Source organism: Rathayibacter sp. CAU 1779, assembly GCF_054551755.1.
The window spans coordinates 430,278-450,895 of record NZ_JBTOLK010000003.1; the positions used below are offsets into that span (position 1 = coordinate 430,278).

A 20,618-nucleotide genomic window follows, 5' to 3' on the forward strand; every position below is an offset into this window, starting at 1 on the left:
GAACGCCACGTGACAGACATCCGCGCCGTCCTCTTCGACCTCGACGACACGCTCTTCGCCCACCGCGAAGCGGTTGCGGTGGCGATCGTGGCGCACGTGCGTTCACTCGGGCATCCGTATGACGCGTCGGATGCCGCGGCCGAGGTCGAGGCATGGCGGGCGCTGGAGGAGCTGCACTACCACCGGTATCTGGCGGGCGAAGTCGACTTCGACGAACAGCGCAGGTCGCGCGCGAGGGACTTCGCGTCGCGGCACGGAGCATCCCTGGCCATGGCCGACGAGATGTCCTGGTTCGACAGATACTTCACGCACTACGTCGACAGCTGGCACCTGCACGATGACGTGCGACCGTGCCTCGACGCCCTGCGTGCGAACCTGCCGGGGGTGCGGTTCGGCATCATCACGAACGGCGAGCTCGACTACCAGCTGCGCAAGATCGACGCGGTCGGACTCGGCCCCGAGGTGGACGCCGTGGTGGCATCCGGTGATCTCGGCGTGGCCAAGCCGGATCCCCGCATCTTCCTGCTCGCGAGCGAACGACTGGGGGTCGAGCCCGCAGAGGCGGTGTACGTGGGCGACCGCCTCGCGACGGACGCGATCGGCGCCGCTCGTGCCGGGCTCACGGGCGTGTGGATCGACCGACACGGAGCCGAGGTGACGCCGGAGGCATCCGAGACCGCGGATGCGGTCGGTGTGCTGCGGATCGACTCGCTGGCGGAGTTGCCGGGGCTGCTCGCCTGATTCGGAGGCCGATCCGGTACGTCGGCCGGTGCATCATGTGGTGCTCCACCACGCGTGGTCAGGTTCGCGCGGCGTGCCCGGCTGTCTCGGCCTCGCGTCCCTGCCGCGATGCCGCGCACATCGGCGTCCCTGTTTCACATGCCTTCGTGTCCCGGTTCACAACTCAGGAACGGACGCCCTGTCAGCGACCGTGGTCTCCGCTGTCTGCTGAGTTTCTGTGGCCCATGATCGAGCCGCTGGAGCGGGCTTCCTGAATTGTGAACGGGTCCAGGTCCAGGTCCTCGGACTCTCGGCGCACGGATGTCTCTCGGATGTACGTGAGCGATCGACCCTGCGCAGGAAGTCCCGCGGCCGACGGTCGCCGACAAGCGCCATGACCGGATATCCGCAGAGTCGGGGCCTGATCAGAGCCGATGACCGTGCCCGACAACGGGTGCATCCTCGTTGAGCGTGCCAGCCCGAGTTCAGCGCCCGAGAAGAGCACCGATCAAGCCGCGAATCGCATCCGCGACGAGTGCCTGGTTGTACATCGTGTGTTGGTAAGCCGGTCGGAGCGACGCCAGCCCAAGCCTGGCTGCGGCGAGATCCCGCCTCCGATCCTCGACGTGGTGCTCCCAACCGTCATGATGAGCGCGGCTGTCCGCCTCGAGGACAAGCACGCCCTCGACCAGAATGTCGACGCGGCCAAGACCCGGAAGCCCCTTCTGGATCTCGTAACGAAGCCCCAGCCGGCGAACGATCATCCTGAGCACGCTCTCCTGGCCCGCTTCCGCGGCAGGGTCCAGACACTTCTGTATCCATCGGGCGTTGGCAGGGAGCCGCGAGAAGATCTCGCCGACTCCGTCACTGTCGATGAGTCCTTGATGCCATGCATTGTCCAGGGATGCGATCGCGTGCCATGGTTCCTGGCAGGTCGAAGCCTGGAGGAGTGTGCCCTTGGCGAGCCACGGTCACGGGAGCCTTCACGCGCGCCATAGGTGCCCGGACAACGGATGACGACAGGCAGGGCCTCGTGCAGGCCTAGGCGAATTCGCGTTGGCGACCGTTCGCACCGTTCATAACTCAGGAATGGCACCGCGGGCGCAGGCCGAGCGGCCCGGAATCGCGGCGATCCGACACGCGTCGACGACCTCGGCTCCTGAATTGTGAACGGCGGCACGCCCACGCTGGCGCTGCAGTCGGAGGAAAGTGGGCGGCATAAGGGAAGAGGCTTCGAATCCGGTAATTTCCACTCACTAGATTTTTCCATCGAGTGTATATTGTTCGCGTGGATGTCACCCGACGCGAACGCAAGAAGCAGCAGACCCGGGCGAACATCGTCGCCGCGGCGGTCCGTCTCTTCGACGAGCAGGGGTACGACAAGACGACGGTGGCGCAGATCGCCGCAGCCGCCGACGTGGACCCCAAGACGTTCTTCAACTACTTCCCGAGCAAGGACGAGGTTCTCTTCAACGAGCTCGACCTCGACGTCGACGTGCTCCTGGATGCCATCTCTCGCCGCGACCCGCACGAGACACCGGGCGGCGCCCTGGTGCGGGCCGTGCGGGAGTACGCGACGCACCTGCGCGACAGTGCGCCGAAGCGTGAGACCGCCGAGACTTCGGCCATGGCGCGGCTGTCGCTGACGACGTCGGCCCTGCGAACGAAGACCGTCTACCTGATGCTGGACCTCCAGCAGCGGATCGCCGGCCGATTGCTGGAAGCCTTCCCCGAGGAGCTCGACGCCGTGACGGCCGCGGCGATCACGGGATGCGTGATCGGATCCATCCAGCAGGTGACGCTGGCCGGCGCAGCACTCGGTCTCACGCAGGAACAGCTGTGGGATGCCGCGGAGCAGGCGCTCGGGATCGCTGCGGGCGGCGTGGACGCAGCATCCGGGAAGACGGAGGCACGGCCTGTGCAGGCGGGATCCGTCACGACCGCCGGAGCATCGCACCGACCAGAGGAGGCATGACTGTCGTGACACGGAACACCGGAGGTCTCGAGAGCACACGAGAGCTGAAGACCACACGAGAGCTGGCCAAGGACGCGCGGCAGGCTGTGCGTGAAGGGCAGGAGGGCATCCTCCGTCGCCAGCGCGAACGGGTGGCGGAGATGGTCGCGTTCGCCCGCGAGAACTCGCCCTACTACCGCGAGCTGTACCGCGGGCTCCCCGATCGTGTCGACGACACATCCGTGCTGCCTGTCACGCGCAAGAGCGAACTCATGGCGCACTTCGACGACTGGGTCACCGACCGGGAGGTGACGCGGGAGCGGGTCGAGGCGTTCGCGGCGGATCCGGAGCTGGTCGGGCATCCGTTCCTCGGCAGGTACCTCGTGGCGACGACGTCGGGCACGAGCGGGATCCGCGGACTCTTCGTGCTGGACGAGCGGGCTCTGGCGATGGAGAGTGCGCTCGGATCACGCGCGAGCGGTCTGCTCGGCGTGCGGGATGTCATCCGGATGCTCGCGGGCGGCGGACGCACCGCGGTGGTCACCGCGCCGGGCGGACACTTCTTCACCGTGGCGTCGACGCGCCGCTTCCAGCTCGACCACCCCAGGCTCGGCACGCGGATGCGCGTGTTCTCCATCGCGCAACCTCTTGAGCAGCTGGTGGATCAGCTGAACGGCTTCAACCCCGCGATGCTCAGCGGATTCCTCGGCATGCTCACGATCCTGGCCGGTGAGCAGCAGGCAGGCAGGCTGCACATCGGGCCGGCGATCGTGATCCCGGGTGGAGAGACGCTCACCCCTGAGATCCGCGACAGGCTCACGGAATCCTTCGGCTCCACGGTGCGGGCGGCCTATGCGGCGACCGAGTGCAGCTACCTCGGCATCGGCTGCTCAGAGGGCTGGTACCACGTCAACTCGGACTGGGCCGTGCTGGAGGCGGTGGATGCAGACCACCGACCGGTCGCGGCAGGCACGCTCTCGCACACGGCTCTGCTCACCAATCTGGCCAACCGCGTTCAGCCCGTGCTGCGCTACGACCTCGGCGACAGCATCGTCGTGAGGCCGGATCCGTGCCCGTGCGGCAGCATTTTCCCGGCCGTGCGCGTTCAGGGTCGGGCCATGGACATGCTGACATTCGCCGACGACCACGGCGAGCGGGCCGAACTCTCGCCGATGCTCTTCGGCACGCTGCTCGACCGCATGCCGGGTGTCGAGCAATACCAGCTGGTGCAGACGGATCCGCGCACGCTGCGCGTGCGCTTGAGCGCGAGCGGGCGATCGGAGATCGAAGAGCCCGTCTGGCTCGGCGTCCGCGATGAGATCATGCGCGTGCTCACCGAGCACGGCGTGTCCGGCGCAGTCGTGGAGCGCGCCGTGGAACCTCCGCAGCGGGAGCAGGGCGGAAAGCTCCGGCGGATCATTCCGTTCACTCCGGTCGGCTAGGTGGCCCCGGGCAACGCACAGTCCGGCGGCGCTCCCGTGCGAGCAACTGCCGGTATGCAGCGCCTCCCGCCGAGAGTGCCCGTTCCTCCTCCCGAGAGTGCCGGTCTCTCCGCCCGAGAGTGCCGGTCTCTCCGCCCGAGAGTGCCCACTTCTTCTCCCGAAAGTGCCGGTTCCTCCTCCCGAGAGTGCCCGTTCCTTCTCCCGAAAGTGCAAGCGATGTCAGGCGATCGGTGCATCAGGCGGCGATGAGGAGTTCGTTGAGTGCTTGTGCGGGACCTTGTCGTTGCCGGTGAGGAGTGCGCGGAGCGGGCACCCTCGCGAGGAGAAACGGGCACCCTCGGGCGGAGGAACAGGCACCCTCGGGAGGAGGAACAGGCACCCTCGGGAAGAGGAACAGGCACCCTCGCGAGGAGAAACGGGCACCCTCGCGAGGAGAAACGGGCACCCTCGCGAGGAGAGACCGGCACCCTCGGGAGGGAGGGGCGCGCACGTTGTTGCGACGGGGTGTGACGCGGGAATACGGGGGCGTCGGGCGCGTTGGGTAGGGTGTACGTAGTGCTCCGGGGTCGGTGAAAGTCCGAACCGGCGGTGAAAGTCCGCGAGCCGAGGTCGACAGCCTGCTGGAAGCGCGAGTCCGTGAGGATCCGCGTGCATGGTCGGGAGGGAAGCCGAGGTTGAGCCGGTGGAATTCCGGCACCGACGGTGATGGCGCGTCCAGCTCAGGCTGGGGGCGGCAGAGTCCGGATGGGAGGCAGCACGCGCACGGATGTGTCAGCATCCGTGCCGTCGGCGTTCGCCGACATCCCCGGAGTCCGTCCGGACCGGTTCGAAGAACCGGCGGTGACAGGGACTCGGTCCATCAGGACCGGGCAGGACAGACGGAGACCGGGATGATCGAGACGGGGTTCGAGGCGCCGATGCGCCGAGCGCTCGAACTCGCCATGCTCGGACCGTCGCACGGCGTGAATCCTCGAGTGGGCTGCGTCGTCCTCTCCGCAGAGGGTGATGTGATCGCAGAGGGATGGCACAGAGGCGCTGGAACGCCCCACGCCGAGGTGGACGCGCTGTCGAAGCTCGAGCCGGGACAGGCATCCGGTGCGACGGCCGTCGTCTCGCTCGAGCCGTGCAATCACACCGGCCGGACCGGACCGTGCAGCGAGGCACTCATTGCCGCAGGCATCTCCCGCGTGGTCTACGCGGTCGAGGATCCGGGCCACGCCTCGAAGGGCGGCGCGATACGTCTGCGCGACGCCGGCGTCGACGTCATCTCCGGCGTGGAAGCGGATGCCGCAACCCGCCTCATCGAGGACTGGCTCACGGCCGCGCGCCTCGGCCGCCCGCACGTGACGCTCAAGTGGGCGAGCAGCCTGGACGGCCGCACCGCTGCCGCGGACGGCACCAGCCGCTGGATCACCGGCACCGCAGCCCGCCAGCACGTGCACGAGCAGCGTGCGGCATCCGATGCCGTGATCGTGGGCACCGGCACCGTGCTGGCCGACGATCCGGCGCTGACGGCGCGCGGCGACGCCGGCGAGCTGCTGGCCCGTCAGCCCGTTCCCGTCGTGCTGGGTGATCGGCCGGTTCCGCAGGATGCCGCGGTGCTGCTGCATCCGAACGCCCCCGTGTTCCTGGGCGGGCACAACCTCGCCGCGACGCTCGTCGAACTGCGCGAGCTGGGGATTCGCACCGTGTACGTCGAGGCCGGACCGACGCTGGCGAGCGCGTTCGTGCGCGACGGACTCGTCGACGAGTTCCACGTCTATCTCGCGCCGACGCTGCTCGGCGGACCGCGGGTCGCGCTCACGGACATCGGCATCGAGACCATCGCCGAGCAGCGAACGCTCTGCCTGGAACGCGTCGCGCGCCTCGGCAACGATGTGCTCGTCGTCGCCCGCAACGACGCCGCTCGACGGCTCGATCCGACTCCGCGTGCGGACCCTGCGGCGTCCGATGACACTGCGTCGTCAGATGACTCGTCTGTGACCGACGACGACTCACCGGCCGGCTCCACGGTGCGGGGGGCGGCTCGGCCCGACGACATCAGACTTCCCGATTCCCCGCTCAGCACACCCCGAGGAGCATGACCATGTTCACTGGAATCATCGAAGAGGTCGGCGAGATCCTCGCCGTCGAACGCACAGCGGATGCCGCGCGCCTCACCGTGCGCGGATCCGTCGCGTTCGAGGGGGCGAAGCACGGCGACTCCATCGCGGTGAGCGGTGTGTGTCTGACGCTCGTCGACCAGAGCCCAGGGACCTTCACGGCCGACGTGATGGCCGAGACGCTCGCGGTGAGCACGCTCGACGACGCCCGGATCGGCACGCGGGTCAACCTCGAGCGCGCCGCGCTGGTCGGCGACCGGCTCGGCGGCCACATCGTGCAGGGTCACGTCGACAGCATCTCCACGGTGCTGGCCGTGACTCCCGGTGAGGCCTGGCGCGTGGTGCGTTTCAGTCTCTCCCCCGACATTGCCTCGCTCGTCGTTCGCAAGGGATCCATCGCGGTCGACGGCGTCTCGTTGACCGTCTCCGCAGTGAGCGATCCGCACGCCGTTCAGCAGTGGTTCGAGGTGTCGCTGATCCCGGAGACCCTCACCGCGACGACGCTGGGGCAGCGGGTGGTGGGCGATCGGGTCAACGTGGAGACGGACATCCTCGCGCGGCACGTGCAGCGGATGCTCGCCGTCGGAGAGACATCCGCTGAACCGCGTCGCTCCGAATTCCGTGGCACGAGTGGAGCACCGGTCGGCTCGACCGGCACAAGGAACACCGACTCCGATGTGAGGAGCAACGCATGACGCTGGCAACCATCCCCGAGGCCCTCGAGTCGCTGCGCGCCGGACGCCCGGTGCTCGTGGCCGACAACGAGAGCCGCGAGAACGAGGGCGACATCGTGCTGGCCGCCGAGTCGGCGTCGCAGGAGTGGGTCGCCTGGCTGGTGCGGCACTCCTCCGGCTTCATCTGCGCGCCGCTGACCAACGAACTCGCGGACAAGCTCGAACTGCCCGTCATGGTCGTCGACAACGAGGACGACCGCGGAACGAACTACACGATCACCGTCGACGCCGCCGATCGGCTCTCCACCGGCATCAGCGCCGCGGATCGCGCCCACACGCTGCGTGTGCTCGCGGACCCGTCGTCGACCCCACGGAGCCTGCACCGTCCAGGACACATCGTTCCGCTGCGGGCCGTCGAAGGCGGCGTACGCGAGCGCGACGGGCACACGGAAGCCACCGTCGACCTGCTCAAGCTCGCCGGGATGACGCCCGTCGGCGCGATCGGCGAGGTCGTCGCAGACGACGGCGAGATGATGCGGCTGCCCGAGCTGATCGAGTTCGGCGATCGCGAGGGCGTTCCGGTGATCACCATCGAGTCGCTGATCGACTACCTGAACGAGTTCCACGCCGACGAGCACCCGGATGCCGTGACTCCCGTTCCCGAATCCTCCCGCGTGATCTTCGAGGTCGAGACCATGGTGCCCACCACGCACGGCCCGTTCCGGATGCGCGCCTACCGCGACCGCATGACGGGTGCGGATCACGTGGCCGTCATCGCCGGCGACCCCGGGGCCACCGGATCTCTGGTGCGCGTGCACTCCGAGTGCCTGACGGGCGAGGCGTTCGGATCCCTGAAGTGCGAGTGCGGACCCCAGCTGGACGCCGCGCTCGACACCATCCAACGGGACGGCGGCGTCGTCATCTATCTGCGCGGCCACGAGGGTCGTGGCATCGGCCTGATCAACAAGCTGCGCGCCTACCGGTTGCAGGAGGACGGACTCGACACCCTCGACGCGAACCTCGCGCTCGGACTGCCGATCGATGCACGCGACTACGGTGCGGCATCCGCGATCCTGGCCGATCTCGGGATCACCTCGGTGCGGCTGCTCACCAACAACCCGGACAAGGTCAAGCAGCTCACAGAGCACGGTGTCACGGTCGAGGAGCGCGTGCCGCTCATCGTCGGCCTCGGTGCGCTCAACGAGCAGTATCTGGCGACGAAGCGCGATCGGCTCGGGCATCTGCTTCCCGTCGCGGACTCCGAACTGTCGGCGTTCGACGACGCCTTCGAGGAGACCGCGGCGGCGAGCTCCGACGACGAGCTGCTGGCGCATCACGTCGCCGCGCCGCGCGGCGACCGCTCCACTTCCCGTCCCGATTCCTCCCTGCACACCCCCGACCAGAAAGGCGCGACCCGATGAGCGGAGCCGGCGCACCCGAACACGACACGCTGAACGCCGACGGACTGAGGGTGGTGGTGGTCGCCGGCACGTGGCACGACACCATCAGCGACGGACTCATCGCGGGGGCCGAGCGTGAGCTGACGGCATCCGGTGCGACATGGTCGCTCGTGCGGGTGCCCGGCAGCTTCGAGCTTCCTGTCGTGAGCAAGGCGGCACTGGATGCCGGCGCCGACGCCGTCGTGGCGCTCGGGGTGATCATCCGCGGCGGGACTCCGCACTTCGAGTACGTGTCGTCGGCCGCGACCGACGGCCTCACCCGTGTCGCCCTGGACACCGGCAAGCCGGTCGGATTCGGTGTGCTCACCCTCGACGACGAGCAGCAGGGGCTCGACCGCGCCGGCCTGCCCGGCTCGAAGGAGGACAAGGGCGCCGAGGCCGCGCACGCCGCGCTGCGTACCGCCCTCGTGCTGCGCGAGCTGCGCGGCTGAGTGGCGTCCCTCGGGTCCAGCGGAGGTGAGCAGCACTTCCCGCGACGACGGTGCGTGTCGTTTCCGGGTGTGTGTCGTGTCCGGGTGTGTGTCGTGTGTGCGACGCCGCGGCATCCCCGTTCCGTCTTCAGGAACAGGCACACTCCGTCGACATATCGCGTATGAGCGGCCCAGTTTCCTGAACACCACACGCCCCACGCGCCAACACACGACGGGCGACGACATGCGGGACACCGACGACATGCGGGACGCCGACGACATGCGGGACAGGCAGGGCAGCCGACACAGACGAAGGGCCGCCCGGCAGGCGACCCTTCGTGACGTTCGATCCGCTAGGGCTTCCAGACCATGAGCACGACGATGGCGACCAGCAGCAGGCTGGCGATGCCGCTCGTGCCCGCGATCGCGCCGTATCCGCCCGTCTGCGCGCTCGAAGCGCCCTTGGCCGCCGGGTCCTCCGACTCGACGACCTCTTCGCCCTCAAGGTTGTCCGCCGCGCGGCGCATGGCCGGGACCACCACGAAGAGCGTCAGCGCGAGCGCCACCACGTAGAAGACGATGGACAGCCAGATCCACGTCGAGGCGATGGTCGTGTGGTACTTCGGGTCGGACAGCCCCATCGCGCCGAAACCGAGGATCACGGTGAGCAGCGACAGCAGGCTGAAGATGTTGGTCGACTTGGCCAGCGTGCGCACCTGGTCGGCGTGCCCCGCCCGGATGGCCCTCATCGCCGTCATCGGCAGGATGGCCATCGGCCCGACGATGAACACCGCTGCCACCACATGCAGGATGTCGAAGATCACACTCGCCACGTTCATGTGGCCAGCCTAGCGGCGTTCGGCCGCTATTCGCGACACCCTGTCGCTTTCTTGCTCCCTCGCCCTTCCCTGGCCCTCCACCGGGCTGTTCGCGGCATCCCGACGTCTCGTCCGAGCACGTTCGACAGAATCGTCTGGGGTCGGCCACACGTCGCTCTCGGCGCATGCCGCGACGCGGCCTCCACACGTGGTCGGCTGCCAGCGGATTCGAGATCCTCACGGCGGACGATTACCGTAGACATGGCTGTCACAAACGCTCCCACTCCTCTCATGCGCCTGCGGTGCGGCCCGATCGGCCCCGCAGCGCTTGCACACCGTCACCCCACGACGTCGGTGCCCCACGCCCGACGGAAAGTCCTCATGTCTTCAGCAACACAAACCGTTACATCCGCGGCGCCGTCCCCCGCCAATCCGCGCGGCCGGATCATCCTCGCCAGCCTCATCGGCACGACCATCGAGTTCTACGACTTCTACGTCTACGCGACGGCCGCCGTGCTGGTCTTCCCGCACCTGTTCTTCCCGACAGGCAACGCGACCACCGCTCTCCTCTCCTCGTTCGCCGTCTTCGGCGCCGCCATGGTCGCGCGTCCGCTCGGTGCCGTGTTCTTCGGTCACACCGGCGACAAGCACGGACGCAAGGTGACACTCGTCGCCTCCCTGCTCACCATGGGGATCGCCACGTTCCTCATCGGTTTCCTGCCGACGTACGCGCTGGCCGGATGGCTGGCACCGCTTCTGCTCGTGGTGCTTCGTCTCGGGCAGGGCTTCGCCCTTGGCGGCGAATGGAGCGGTGCCGCGCTCATCGCCGTGGAGAACGCTCCCGCCGGCAAGCGCGCCTGGTACGGCACGTTCCCTCAGCTGGGTGCGCCGCTGGGATACATCGTCGCGAACGGCATCTTCCTCATCATCTCTGCCACGCAGCCGGGCGTGGGCGGGGCGCCATCCGATGCCTTCCTCGCCTGGGGCTGGCGCGTGCCGTTCTGGTTCTCGGTCGTGATGGTCGTTGTCGGACTGTGGGTGCGCATGCGCCTCGTGGAGAGCCCGGCGTTCTCCCGCACGGTCTCGACCGGCAAGGTGCGCAGGGTGCCGCTGGGCACGGTGCTGCGCAACAACTGGAAGCAGCTCATCCTCGGCACGTTCTACATGCTGGCCACGTACGTGCTCTTCTACCTGATGACCACATTCACGCTGAGCTACGGCACAACGGCCAAGGATGCCCCCGTCGCGGGCCTCGGGTACTCGTACACGAACTTCGTGGTCATGTCGATCATCGGCGTCGTCTTCTTCGGGCTCTTCACGCTGCTCTCCGGTCCGTGGGCGGATCGGCTGGGACGCCGGCGCACGCTGATCTGGGTGACGGTCTGCATCATCGTGTTCGGACTGCTGTTCGTCCCGCTGCTCGCCGGTGGATTCGTCGGCGTCATGGTCTTCCTGGTGATCGGTTTCGCGCTGATGGGATCGACCTTCGGTCCCATGGGCGCGATGCTGCCCGAGCTCTTCCCCACCAACGTGCGATACACGGGATCCGGGATCTCCTACAACGTGTCGTCCATCCTCGGTGCGGCCGTCGCGCCGTTCATCGCCGTCGCACTGTGGTCGACCGGCGGCGGCAGCCCGTTCTGGGTCGGCATCTATCTCTCGGCCATGGCCGTGCTGACGCTCATCGCGCTGCTGCTGGGTCGCGAGACGAAGGACGTCGACATCCAGAGCTGACCCGCGAACACCTGCACGGAAGGGGGAAAGGCCACGCCTTTCCCTCTTCCGCCATATCGGCGCGAGCTCGCGTGCCGTCAGTCGAGGAAGAGCGCGCGCAGGCGTCTCGTGGTCAACATCATGCCCAGGGTGGCCATCACCGCCAGGTAGAGCACGTGCCACAGGATGCCGACAGTCACCGCACCGGTCGTGAGCGAGCGCACGAGCTCGACGCTCTGCCACAGCGGCAACGCCTGGATCACGACCTGGATGGGCGGCGGGTACACCGACAGCGGATAGAACGTCGCCGACAGCAGGAACATGGGCAGCATGACGAAGTTGATGATGTCCATCTGCTGGAACGACTTCATGTAGCTCGTGATGCCCATGCCGAAGCTCGCGAACGCGAGAGCGACCAGCAGCACGGCAGGCAAGGCGAGGATCGCCCACCACGACAGGTTGAGCCCGATGACCTGCATCACGAGCATGAATGCCACGGCGTAGGCGGCTCCCCGGAGCAGCGCGAGCGAGATCTCCCCGATCGCCACATCGAGCGGACCGAGTGAGGTGGCCAGCATGCCCTCATACAGCTTCGCGAAGCGGATCTTGAAGAACACGTTCCACGTCGAGTCGTAGATGGCGCCGTTCATCGCCGCCGTGGCGAGCAGGGCGGGCGCGATGAACGCCGCATACGGGATGGCGCGTCCGTCGCCGGCGGTCACGGTGCCGACGAACGATCCGAGGCCGATCCCGAGCGACAGCAGGTAGAACACCGGCTCGAAGACACCGGAGACCACGACCAGCCAGTTCGTCGACTTGGTGGCCAGCCACCCGCGATACACGACGGAGCGCGCGTTGCCCGCGTACAGCGATCCGATGGGCCGCCGACCGACGGATGCCTGTGCTCGCGCGCGAACCTCGACCCCGGTCACGAGTACAACCTCCGTCTCGCGGTGCGTCGCGACAGCAGCCAGCTCGGCACGACGAGCGCGACGAGGAACACCACGTGGACGGCGACCAGCCATCCGGGCTCGACGGCTCCGTAGGAGACGTCGCGTGCGAGCTGGGTGCCATGCCAGATGGGTGAGAGCCATCCGATCCACTGCAGGTAGATGGGCATCGCCGTCAGCGGGAAGAAGGTGCCGGAGAACAGCGTCAGCGGCAACAGGACGAAGCGCATCAGCATGGCGATCTGTCCGGTATCCGTCTGCAGCGTCGCCACATACGCCATCACCGGTGTGCCGAACGCGAGACCGACGAGGCTCGCGATGAGCACGGAGAGGAATGCGGTGCCCGCGGGGGTCGCGCCGAACGCCAGCATGAAGAGCCAGTAGATGACGCTGGTGGCGACGAGCCTGACGACGACCGCGATCACCATGCCGTCGATGATCTGGCCGGGCGTGATGGGGGACGAACTGATGCCGAGGAACGTCGGGTTCCATTTGAATCCGAGCATGATCGGATACGTGAACTCCTCGGAAGCCACCGTCACCGCGGCCGTGCACAGCAGCGCGGGCGCGACGAACTCGAGGTAGCTGACCCCGTCGACCGCGTGGGGTCCGAGGTTCGCGCTGACGAGTGCGCCGAGTCCGACTCCCATGGCGAAGAGGTAGAGCAGCGGGGTGCCGACGGCGCCGATGAGCACGGTCGACACGTATGAACGCATGACGCGCAAGCGATGTTCGGCGACGTACCACGCGCCGAACCGGCGCGGTTTCACGGCGACGCGCGCGCTGGAGCTGGGAGCGACGGTCATTTCTGACCGTCGCCGCGACGCCAGCGCCGACGGCCGTCCCGGCCGGCGGGAGACCGGAACGTTCATTCGATCAGCGACCTTCCGGTAAGACGCAGGAACACGTCCTCCAGGCTCGAGCGGCGCACCAGCGAGGTGAGCGGACGGATGCCCGCGTCGGTGAGGCGCGCGAGCTCGGCCTCGCCGTCACCCGTGTACACGAGAACACGATCGGGAAGCGGCTCGACGCGGTCGCCGGCATTCTTCAGCCGCTCGGCCATCTCGGCGTTGCGGTCGGCGCCGAAGCGCAGCTCGAGGACCTCGCGCGTTGAGTACTCGCGGATGAGCGATGCTGGCGTCCCCTCCGCCATGATCGTGCCCTTGTCCACCACGATGAGCCTGTCGCAGAGCTGCTCCGCCTCGTCCATGTAGTGCGTGGTGAGCACGAGCGTGGTGCCCTCCTCCTTCAGTCGGAAGAGGCGGTCCCAGAGGATGTGCCTGGCCTGGGGATCCAGTCCCGTGGTCGGCTCGTCGAGCAACAGGATGCGCGGATCGTTCATCAGGCCGCGCGCGATCGTGAGCCGGCGCTTCATGCCGCCGGAGAGATCCGTCACCTTGGCCTTCGCCTTGTCCTGCAGCTGCGCGAACGCGAGCAGGTCGTCCGCCTTGCTGCGCACCCGAGCCATCGGATACCCGAAGTAGCGGCCGTACACGATGAGGTTCTCGCGCACGCGCAGCTCCTCGTCGAGGTTGTCCGACTGCGGGACGACGCCGAGCTGAGCGCGGATCTCAGGACCGTTGCGGTCCGGATCCAGTCCGAGGATCTCCAGACGTCCGCTGGTGCGGGTGGAGACGGCGCCGATCATGCGCATCGTCGTGGATTTTCCGGCGCCGTTCGGCCCGAGCAGCCCGAACGACTCGCCGGGCGCGACCTCGAACGAGATCCCGCCGACAGCACTCACGTCCCCGTACTGCTTGACGAGGTCGGACGCGACGATCACCGGTGATGGCACGCGTTACAACGTAACCCACACGGGCGACAACGGCGGGGGTTCTCGGTACGAGGTCGCCCTGCCGCGGGTGGTGGCCGCAGAGGAGATCAGACGTCGGCGGCGGCGACCAGTTCCTCGCGCGAGAAGCGGACGAACCAGGCGAGCACGGCCGCCACGGCGCAGAGCACGCACGGCAGCACGATCATGAGGAAGCGCGCGGCATCCGCGGCGTGCACACCTGGATGGTCGCCGCTGACGTAGCCGAAGAGCCCGGTCATCGCCACGAACGCCAGTGCTTTGACGACCACCGAACTGCGCTTCGTGAAGGCGAAGGCGCTCGTGAAGATGCCTTCACGACGCACTCCGGTACGTGCGGAGTCGCCGTCGATCAGTCGAGCGATCAGCAGATCGGTCGTCGCGATCACGCCGCTATATCCCAAGGCGATCCCGGCCCCGGAGGCGATCGCCGCGACAAGGGTGTGCGCGAAGTACATCGGCACGAACGAGAGGGTGAGAACGACGAGCGCGACCCGCCACACCCCGAGGGCGCCGAAGCGGCGCACCGCGTACGTCCATCCGATGAGGAACACCATCGACATCACGAGCACGGTCGCGAGGATGTACGTGGCGCTGCCTCCCTTGACGTCGCCGAGCACGTACTTCACGAAGAACGCGACACCGGCCATGAGCAACGTGATGACCGAGGCGTAGCAGGCGTTCGCACCGGCGACGATCCAGAAGTTTCGATTGCGGGCGAGCGATCGGAGGCTGGATGCCAGGGACGGCTTGGGAGCGGCATCGCCGTAGTGGCGTGGATCCTCGTGGGCACCGAGCGCCACGAAGACGAGTACGACGGCAGCAACCACGCCGAGCACCGTCGCGGTGAGGGCGTATCCGATCGCGGACGCGATGAGTGGGACGAGCGCGACGGAGACACCCATCGCGACCAGCTGGAATCCCTGCCGAAGCGAATTCGCGATGGAGCGCTTGCGCTCGCTGGTGAAGATCTCGGGCAGAAGTGCCTCGTAGTTCGCGGTGACCAGGGAGTCGAAGCTCTGGGTGAGCACGATGAACGCGGCGAAATACGCGATCAGGGCCGCGCCCTGAAGCGCGCCGCTCGCGCAGAACAGGGCGATGAAGACCACCGCCCACAGCGGTGCGCCGATCAGGATCCATGGACGCCGGCGACCCCACTTCGTGCGAGTGCGGTCGGAAAGGTATCCGTAGATGGGATTGCCGATCGCATCGAGCACACCGTAGATCGCCATCACGACACCGAATGCGATGGCCGACATGCCGAGCCTGTCCACATAGAAGAAGGCGACATACGTCGACACCATGGGGCTCATCAGCGAGCCGGCGAACATCCCCAGCGCATAGCGTGCAGGGTTCGTGGGCCGAACGGGCTCGACGAAGGGCTCCTGCACGGAGGCTGCGGATGCGTCTGGTGCGCTGGATGGGACGGTGACGTCGATGTCTGCCATTCCTGGTTCCTCGCTCGGATCGGTGTGGGGATGAGCTGTCATCTCCACTTTTTCTCAATTTGACGAAAACTGCGGAGTTCAGCAGACTCTGCCAGAGAGAAGCTGAGAAGGCAAACCAGCGCCAGGCCGAAACGAGACAGGAACGATGATGTCCGCGCCCCTCCTCCCCGCTCCGACGATCGCCGGGGACCCCACCGACGTCTTGGCGCGGCAAGCGACAGGCAGAACGGTACATCGCCTTTCGGCAGACGGCATGGTGCGCGACTGGCTGATCGGTCCGCTCTGGGAGTGGCCCTGCGACGATCTCGACGCCGTCGTCTCCCCCGTTGGATCGCCATGGGAGAAGGATGCGCAGCCCGGCCGCCTCGCGCGCTGGCGCCTGACGAACGGGCCGGATGCCGCGCCGGTGAAGTCGGCACTGTACCGACGGCATCCGCTCGTGGAGGACCAGCGGATGCCGCACGCCGCGGCAGGAGCGTCCTTCGCTTGGACCTCGCACGCCGGTAGTCACGACGGCGAACTGACTCGCACGCACACCGGCGCCGATGGCCTCGTCGACTGGAGCGGTTTCGCCAGAACACCGCAGTATCGGTTGGCCGTTGCGGTGACTCAGCTGGAGGTCGACCAGGCAGAGTGGCGCGACCTCGAGGTGCACAGCACGGGTCCGGTGGCGGTGTGGGTGAACGGCGTCGCCTCAGCCGTGTTCGACGACATCACGTACATGGAGCCGAGTCGGCATCCGCTCCGAGTGCGCCTCGAAGCCGGCATCACGACCGTCGTCATCGCCAGCTGGCAACTCGCCCTCCGAGAATGCCGACACGTCGTCGGACTGCGGGTGCTCGGCCAACCGGTCGCGGTCGTGATCGACCAGCCGGGCGCCGACGAGTACACGGCGTCGGATGAGGAGTCGCGGCTCGACGCAATCGCCTTCGACGGCTCCACGGTCGTGGACGGAACTCTCGCCTTCCGCAGCGCGCCGGGATTCCCGCTCACGGTGCGAGTGCACGGCATCTCGGTGCCCGGCACGGGAGGTGGCACGGCGGTCGACGAGGAACACGAGACGGTCGTGACCCCTGACGCGTCGGGACGCGCCGTCGTGGCGCTGCCCGCGATCCGCGCCGGCGTCTTCGACTTGCCGTATGAGGCCTTGATCACCCTGAGCGAGACCGGATCCCGGAATGGTCTGTCGCGCACGTTTCCCGTGACCAATGCGTCCGAGGTTCCGACGCGACGGGTCGTGACAGGAGCGCCGGAGGACTGGCGCACCGAGCTTCTGGGCTACGCACGCGAGCTGGATCCGGGAATCGCCTCAGCCCTGGCACGCGCCGACGAGGGTGGGACCATCGGGCATGCCGATCTGAGGCACGCGCTCGGCCTGATCACCGACCGAGGCGACTGCTCCGACTTCGAGGCAGTGGGCATTCTCCTGCTGCTGCACAGGGTTCCGGACCTCCGCTGGGAGCCTGGAGCCCGCCAGGCGGCCATCGACGCTCTGCTCGGATTCAAATACTGGATCGACCAGCCCGGGCTCGACGCTCAGTGCTACTTCACCGAGAACCATCAGTTCGTATGGCACGTCGCCGAGCATCTGGCCGGCCGTCGGTTCGCCGATCGGACCTTCACCGGAACAGGATGGGACGGCGTGCGGCACGCCGACCACGGGGCACGGCTCGCCGCCGAGTGGCTGAGCGCCAAGCTCGCCGGCGGCTTCAGCGAATTCGAGTCCAATGCGTACGCCGCCATCAACTGCTTCTCGCTCGTCGCGCTCGCCGAATTGGGCGACCAGGAGTTGGCCGCCTCCGCGCGCAAGCTGCTCGACCTGCTGCTCTGTTCGCTCGCGACAGCGTCGTGGCGCGGCATCCACGCCACAGCCCACGGCCGCTCGTACACACGGATGCTGCGAACCGCCCGACTCGAGGAGACGGGCCCGCTGATGTGGCTGTGCTGGGGCACGGGGTCGCTCAATCCCGCGGCAGCGCCCGCAGTCGCCCTGGCCACCACTCGGGCGTATCACGTGCCTCAGGTGGTGCGCGAGATCGCCAGGGCGTCATCGAGTGACTGGTCGTACTCGACCGTGAACAGTGGACGGCTTCGACCCGAGACCGACCTTCTTGATCGCCCGTTCCGCTCCGTCGTCACCGGATTCCACACACCGCACGCCGCCATCGCCTGCGTGGAGGACTACCGCGTGGGGCTGCCAGGACTGCAGGAGCACGTCTGGGGCGTCACTCTCGGACCCGAGACGCAGGTGTTCGCCACGCATCCGGCGACGTCGTCGCGATCGGGCGACGTGCGACCCAACGCGTGGTCGGGGCACCGCGTGCTGCCAAGGGCGCGGAGGCACGAGGGATCCGTGATCGCCCTGCACCGTATTCCCGTGGATGATCCGACGGGTCGCACTCATCTCTGGTTCCCGTCGTCGCACTTCGATGAGGTGATCGTCGAAGGGGATTGGATCGGCGGACGCCTCGGACACGGCCTGGTCGCGGTCGCCACTGACGGCGGATTCGAGCGCATCGCGCGCGGAGACGAGGCCGGTGAGGAGTGGACTCCACGCGGCGCGGGCCTCTGGTACGTCGCGACGATCGGATCCGTCGACGAGCACGGCTCGCTCGGCGACTTCACCCGTTCCCTGACGACCCCGGAGTACGGCTGCGACGCCTATGCCGAGCCGTGGTTGCGCTGGACCGCACCGGGCGGAGGCCTCATCGAGGCGGACTATGCCGGACGCTTCACTGTCAACGGGGGGCCCGTCGCCGCGGCATCGCGCCGCTTCGACTCACCGGCGTGCTCGGCCGACGACGACCCGGATGCCGCGCACGACGCGGACATCGCGTTCTCGCTCGGCGGTGCGTCCCTCAGCGTGACGGTACGGTGACGACGTGTCCAGAGACTCGGGTGTGCAGACAAGGGGCCGACGAATCCGCATCGGCGTCGGACTCGCTGCAGCGATGACACTCGCCGCGCCGTGCGCGTTGCTCGCGGCGAGTTGGATCACTGTGAACGACCTCACGGCACGAAAGCTGCGCACGCTGGCCGGCCCTGGCGATCGGATGCTCGTTGTCACGGCCCATCCTGACGATGAGATCGTCATGGCCGGCACCCTCGCCATCGCCGCGGCCTCGGGAGCATCCGTGGCCCTGCACTGTTTCACCCACGGTGGGGCGAGTCGGTCCGCACGATGGCACGGACGCACGGGAGCAGATCAGATCGGCGCTGCTCGGCTCGCCGAGATCAGGAGTGACGAACTGCACCGGTCGGCGTCCGCCCTCGGACTGGGATCCGTGTCCATCGGCACGTGGATCGACGGCACCCTCGCCTCGCACCTGGACGAACTCGTGCGGGAGCTCGAGGACGTCATCCGCGAGTGGCGTCCGACCCTCGTCGTCTCCCTGGACGACGCCCTCGGTCTGTATGGGCATCCGGACCACGTGGCGTCGGCGGCCGCCGCACGAAGCGCCGTGCTCGGGGCGCGAGCGGCCGGGCACGGAGTCCGGCTCTTCCAAGCGACTCTCCCGGCCCGACAGGTGTCGCTGGCGCGGCGGTTCTCGCCCGTCTTCCGACGTGCTTCGGCGGCCGCCGGCGCCACCCCTCCCGCGCCGACGACGTGCGTGCCCATCGCCCGCGCCGCCCGTCGCAAGCTCGCGGCGATCGATGCTCACGCGACACAGAGCGCCGTCATGCGGGATGTGCAGCCGTTGCTCGGGACCATCCCGCGGCCCGTTTACTTCCGGGTGTTCTCGAGAGAGTACTTCGCGCGAGTCCTCTGAGACTCAGGGGCGGCCGCCTGCTCGAGGATCATCCCGGAAGACGGGGTCAACCACCGTGCAGCACTGCCAGCAGGGGCCCCGCGGATTCGATGGCGGTCAGTCCTGCCGCGGACAGCCAGGCGGTCTGCCCGAGACCGGATGCCGTCAGTCGCGGAACCGTGGGAAGCGTCCGTTCCAGCCTGCGCATCAGGTGCGGCGCGAACGCGTCGATCCGTCTGCCGACGACTCCGGAGAAGACGATGACGTCAGGATCGAGCACGAGCGTCAGAGTGCCGATCGCCACGGCGACGTCGTCGAGCATCGACGCCAGGAGGTCGCGCACGCCGGTGGATGAGTCCTCCGTCCCGTCCGCCGCTCCTGCCAGGAGATCGACGACCTGGAGCTCGTCGAACGGGCGGCCCTCGACGAGCGTGAGCCGTCGCGTCAACGCGGTCACAGAGATCCGCTGTTCGAGGGTGAGCGGTTCACGATCGTGCGATGTCCCCTTCGCCTCACCATGGACCGAACCGACGACGAGCCTGCCGATGTCTCCGGCACGTCCCGTCGATCCCCGGTACACATCGCCGTCGACGACGACCCCGGCGCCGACGCCCCAGCTCCAGGCCAGGGCGACGAGCACACGACTCTGGTTGCCGGTGCCCCAGCGCGCCTCGGCCATGGCGAGCAGGTCGGCGTCGCGCTGGATGGTGAGCGGCAGTTCGAAACGCGCACCGAGACGGTCCGCCAGAGCGTCGGCGAACGACGCCGACCCTCCGGCAGGAACGGAGACACCGATCGCGAGACAACGTTCGCCATCGCTGAGTGCCACGGCCAGCGCATCGTCGATCGCGTCGACGACGACGTCGATACGCGCCTCGGGCGTGGATGCGGGATCGATCGGTCCCACACCGAGCTGACGGATACCACCCGCGACGTCCACGAACGCCGTCGTCACGAGGCTGGCACCCACGTCGACGGCGATCGCACATCCGGCCGCCGGATCGAGTCCCACCAGCCGGGACGGCCGCCCGTTGCCGCTTCGACGGATGCCGGCCTCGGCCAGCACGCCTTCCTGGATCAGCCGCGCGACGACACGCGCGGTCGTGGCGGTGGGGAGCCCGAGCCGCTCGCCGAGCTGAGCCCGCGACAGCGGCCCCGATCGCTGCACCTCGGCGACGAGCGCCTGCAGAGTGGCGCCGAGCGCACCCGTGCCACGCGCGCGATCCTCCGCGGACGTTCCGCCCCGTTCGCTGCTGAGCACCGCGCACCCTTCGTCTGCCGTCAGTCCATCCTGCCCGAGCACGGCTCCGGCCGGACGCCGCGCCAGTCTGACCGCGCGAGCACCCGGTCTACTGATGCCCGGCCCAG

At 68.1% G+C, this 20,618-nt stretch carries 17 protein-coding genes; 10 read left to right on the plus strand and 7 right to left on the minus strand.

Going from position 1 to position 20,618, the window contains the following annotated elements; all coding sequences use genetic code 11:
- Window positions 1-9 precede the first annotated feature (9 nt).
- A complete protein-coding gene (locus tag ACX9R5_RS16110) occupies window positions 10-741 on the plus strand; it encodes an HAD family hydrolase (protein WP_459410057.1) in 732 nt (243 codons plus the stop codon).
- 464 nt (window positions 742-1,205) lie between these two features.
- On the opposite strand, the gene ACX9R5_RS16115 is transcribed toward ACX9R5_RS16110, so the two are convergent.
- Window positions 1,206-1,484: a hypothetical protein gene (locus ACX9R5_RS16115; RefSeq protein WP_459410058.1), complete on the minus strand. Its 279-nt coding sequence runs from the start codon at window positions 1,482-1,484 to the stop codon at window positions 1,206-1,208.
- Between the two features lie 524 nt (window positions 1,485-2,008).
- Here ACX9R5_RS16115 and ACX9R5_RS16120 point away from each other — a divergent pair.
- The 6 genes from ACX9R5_RS16120 (at window position 2,009) to ribH (ending at window position 8,783) form a co-directional block, all read left to right on the plus strand.
- Complete coding sequence (locus ACX9R5_RS16120) at window positions 2,009-2,695, plus strand: TetR/AcrR family transcriptional regulator (RefSeq protein WP_459410059.1); 687 nt, start codon at window positions 2,009-2,011, stop codon at window positions 2,693-2,695.
- On the plus strand, window positions 2,692-4,116 hold the full coding sequence (locus tag ACX9R5_RS16125; protein ID WP_459410060.1) for a phenylacetate--CoA ligase family protein: 1,425 nt from the start codon (window positions 2,692-2,694) through the stop codon (window positions 4,114-4,116). Before ACX9R5_RS16120 ends, ACX9R5_RS16125 begins: the two co-directional genes overlap by 4 nt.
- An 890-nt stretch (window positions 4,117-5,006) precedes the next feature.
- Window positions 5,007-6,200: a bifunctional diaminohydroxyphosphoribosylaminopyrimidine deaminase/5-amino-6-(5-phosphoribosylamino)uracil reductase RibD gene (ribD, locus tag ACX9R5_RS16130; RefSeq protein WP_459410061.1), complete on the plus strand. Its 1,194-nt coding sequence runs from the start codon at window positions 5,007-5,009 to the stop codon at window positions 6,198-6,200.
- Between the two features lie 2 nt (window positions 6,201-6,202).
- Window positions 6,203-6,913 (plus strand): riboflavin synthase, encoded by a 711-nt coding sequence (locus ACX9R5_RS16135; RefSeq protein WP_459410062.1) that lies wholly within the window; start codon window positions 6,203-6,205, stop codon window positions 6,911-6,913.
- On the plus strand, window positions 6,910-8,313 hold the full coding sequence (gene ribA, locus ACX9R5_RS16140) for a GTP cyclohydrolase II (protein WP_459410063.1): 1,404 nt from the start codon (window positions 6,910-6,912) through the stop codon (window positions 8,311-8,313). The genes ACX9R5_RS16135 and ribA overlap by 4 nt, the downstream gene beginning before the upstream one ends.
- The gene (gene ribH, locus ACX9R5_RS16145; protein ID WP_459410064.1) at window positions 8,310-8,783 is read left to right on the plus strand and encodes a 6,7-dimethyl-8-ribityllumazine synthase; all 474 of its coding nucleotides are present in this window, start codon (window positions 8,310-8,312) and stop codon (window positions 8,781-8,783) included. Before ribA ends, ribH begins: the two co-directional genes overlap by 4 nt.
- 332 nt (window positions 8,784-9,115) lie before the next feature.
- Here ribH and ACX9R5_RS16150 read toward each other — a convergent pair whose 3' ends face one another.
- Window positions 9,116-9,601, minus strand: a complete 486-nt coding sequence (locus tag ACX9R5_RS16150) for a DUF2269 family protein (RefSeq protein ID WP_459410065.1) — start codon at window positions 9,599-9,601, stop codon at window positions 9,116-9,118.
- Between the two features lie 360 nt (window positions 9,602-9,961).
- Here ACX9R5_RS16150 and ACX9R5_RS16155 point away from each other — a divergent pair, with 360 nt between their 5' ends.
- Window positions 9,962-11,314, plus strand: a complete 1,353-nt coding sequence (locus tag ACX9R5_RS16155; protein ID WP_459410066.1) for an MFS transporter — start codon at window positions 9,962-9,964, stop codon at window positions 11,312-11,314.
- 77 nt (window positions 11,315-11,391) lie between these two features.
- Here the strand turns inward: ACX9R5_RS16155 and ACX9R5_RS16160 are convergent, their stop codons facing one another.
- The 4 genes from ACX9R5_RS16160 to ACX9R5_RS16175 form a co-directional block, all read right to left on the minus strand.
- Window positions 11,392-12,225: an ABC transporter permease gene (locus tag ACX9R5_RS16160; RefSeq protein ID WP_459410067.1), complete on the minus strand. Its 834-nt coding sequence runs from the start codon at window positions 12,223-12,225 to the stop codon at window positions 11,392-11,394.
- Entirely contained in the window at window positions 12,222-13,049 is an 828-nt protein-coding gene (locus tag ACX9R5_RS16165; protein WP_459410068.1) for an ABC transporter permease, read from the minus strand. Before ACX9R5_RS16165 ends, ACX9R5_RS16160 begins: the two co-directional genes overlap by 4 nt.
- Window positions 13,050-13,111: 62 nt before the next feature.
- On the minus strand, window positions 13,112-14,038 hold the full coding sequence (locus ACX9R5_RS16170; protein WP_459410069.1) for an ABC transporter ATP-binding protein: 927 nt from the start codon (window positions 14,036-14,038) through the stop codon (window positions 13,112-13,114).
- 86 nt (window positions 14,039-14,124) lie between these two features.
- Window positions 14,125-15,501: an MFS transporter gene (locus ACX9R5_RS16175; protein WP_459410070.1), complete on the minus strand. Its 1,377-nt coding sequence runs from the start codon at window positions 15,499-15,501 to the stop codon at window positions 14,125-14,127.
- A gap of 253 nt (window positions 15,502-15,754) precedes the next feature.
- Here ACX9R5_RS16175 and ACX9R5_RS16180 point away from each other — a divergent pair, with 253 nt between their 5' ends.
- Window positions 15,755-18,379 (plus strand): hypothetical protein, encoded by a 2,625-nt coding sequence (locus ACX9R5_RS16180; RefSeq protein WP_459410071.1) that lies wholly within the window; start codon window positions 15,755-15,757, stop codon window positions 18,377-18,379.
- Between the two features lie 4 nt (window positions 18,380-18,383).
- Window positions 18,384-19,271 carry a PIG-L deacetylase family protein gene (locus ACX9R5_RS16185; RefSeq protein WP_459410072.1) on the plus strand — a complete coding sequence of 296 codons (888 nt, stop codon included), beginning with the start codon at window positions 18,384-18,386 and terminating at the stop codon, window positions 19,269-19,271.
- 46 nt (window positions 19,272-19,317) lie between these two features.
- On the opposite strand, the gene ACX9R5_RS16190 is transcribed toward ACX9R5_RS16185, so the two are convergent.
- Entirely contained in the window at window positions 19,318-20,511 is a 1,194-nt protein-coding gene (locus ACX9R5_RS16190) for an ROK family protein (protein ID WP_459410073.1), read from the minus strand.
- Window positions 20,512-20,618: the final 107 nt, after the last annotated feature.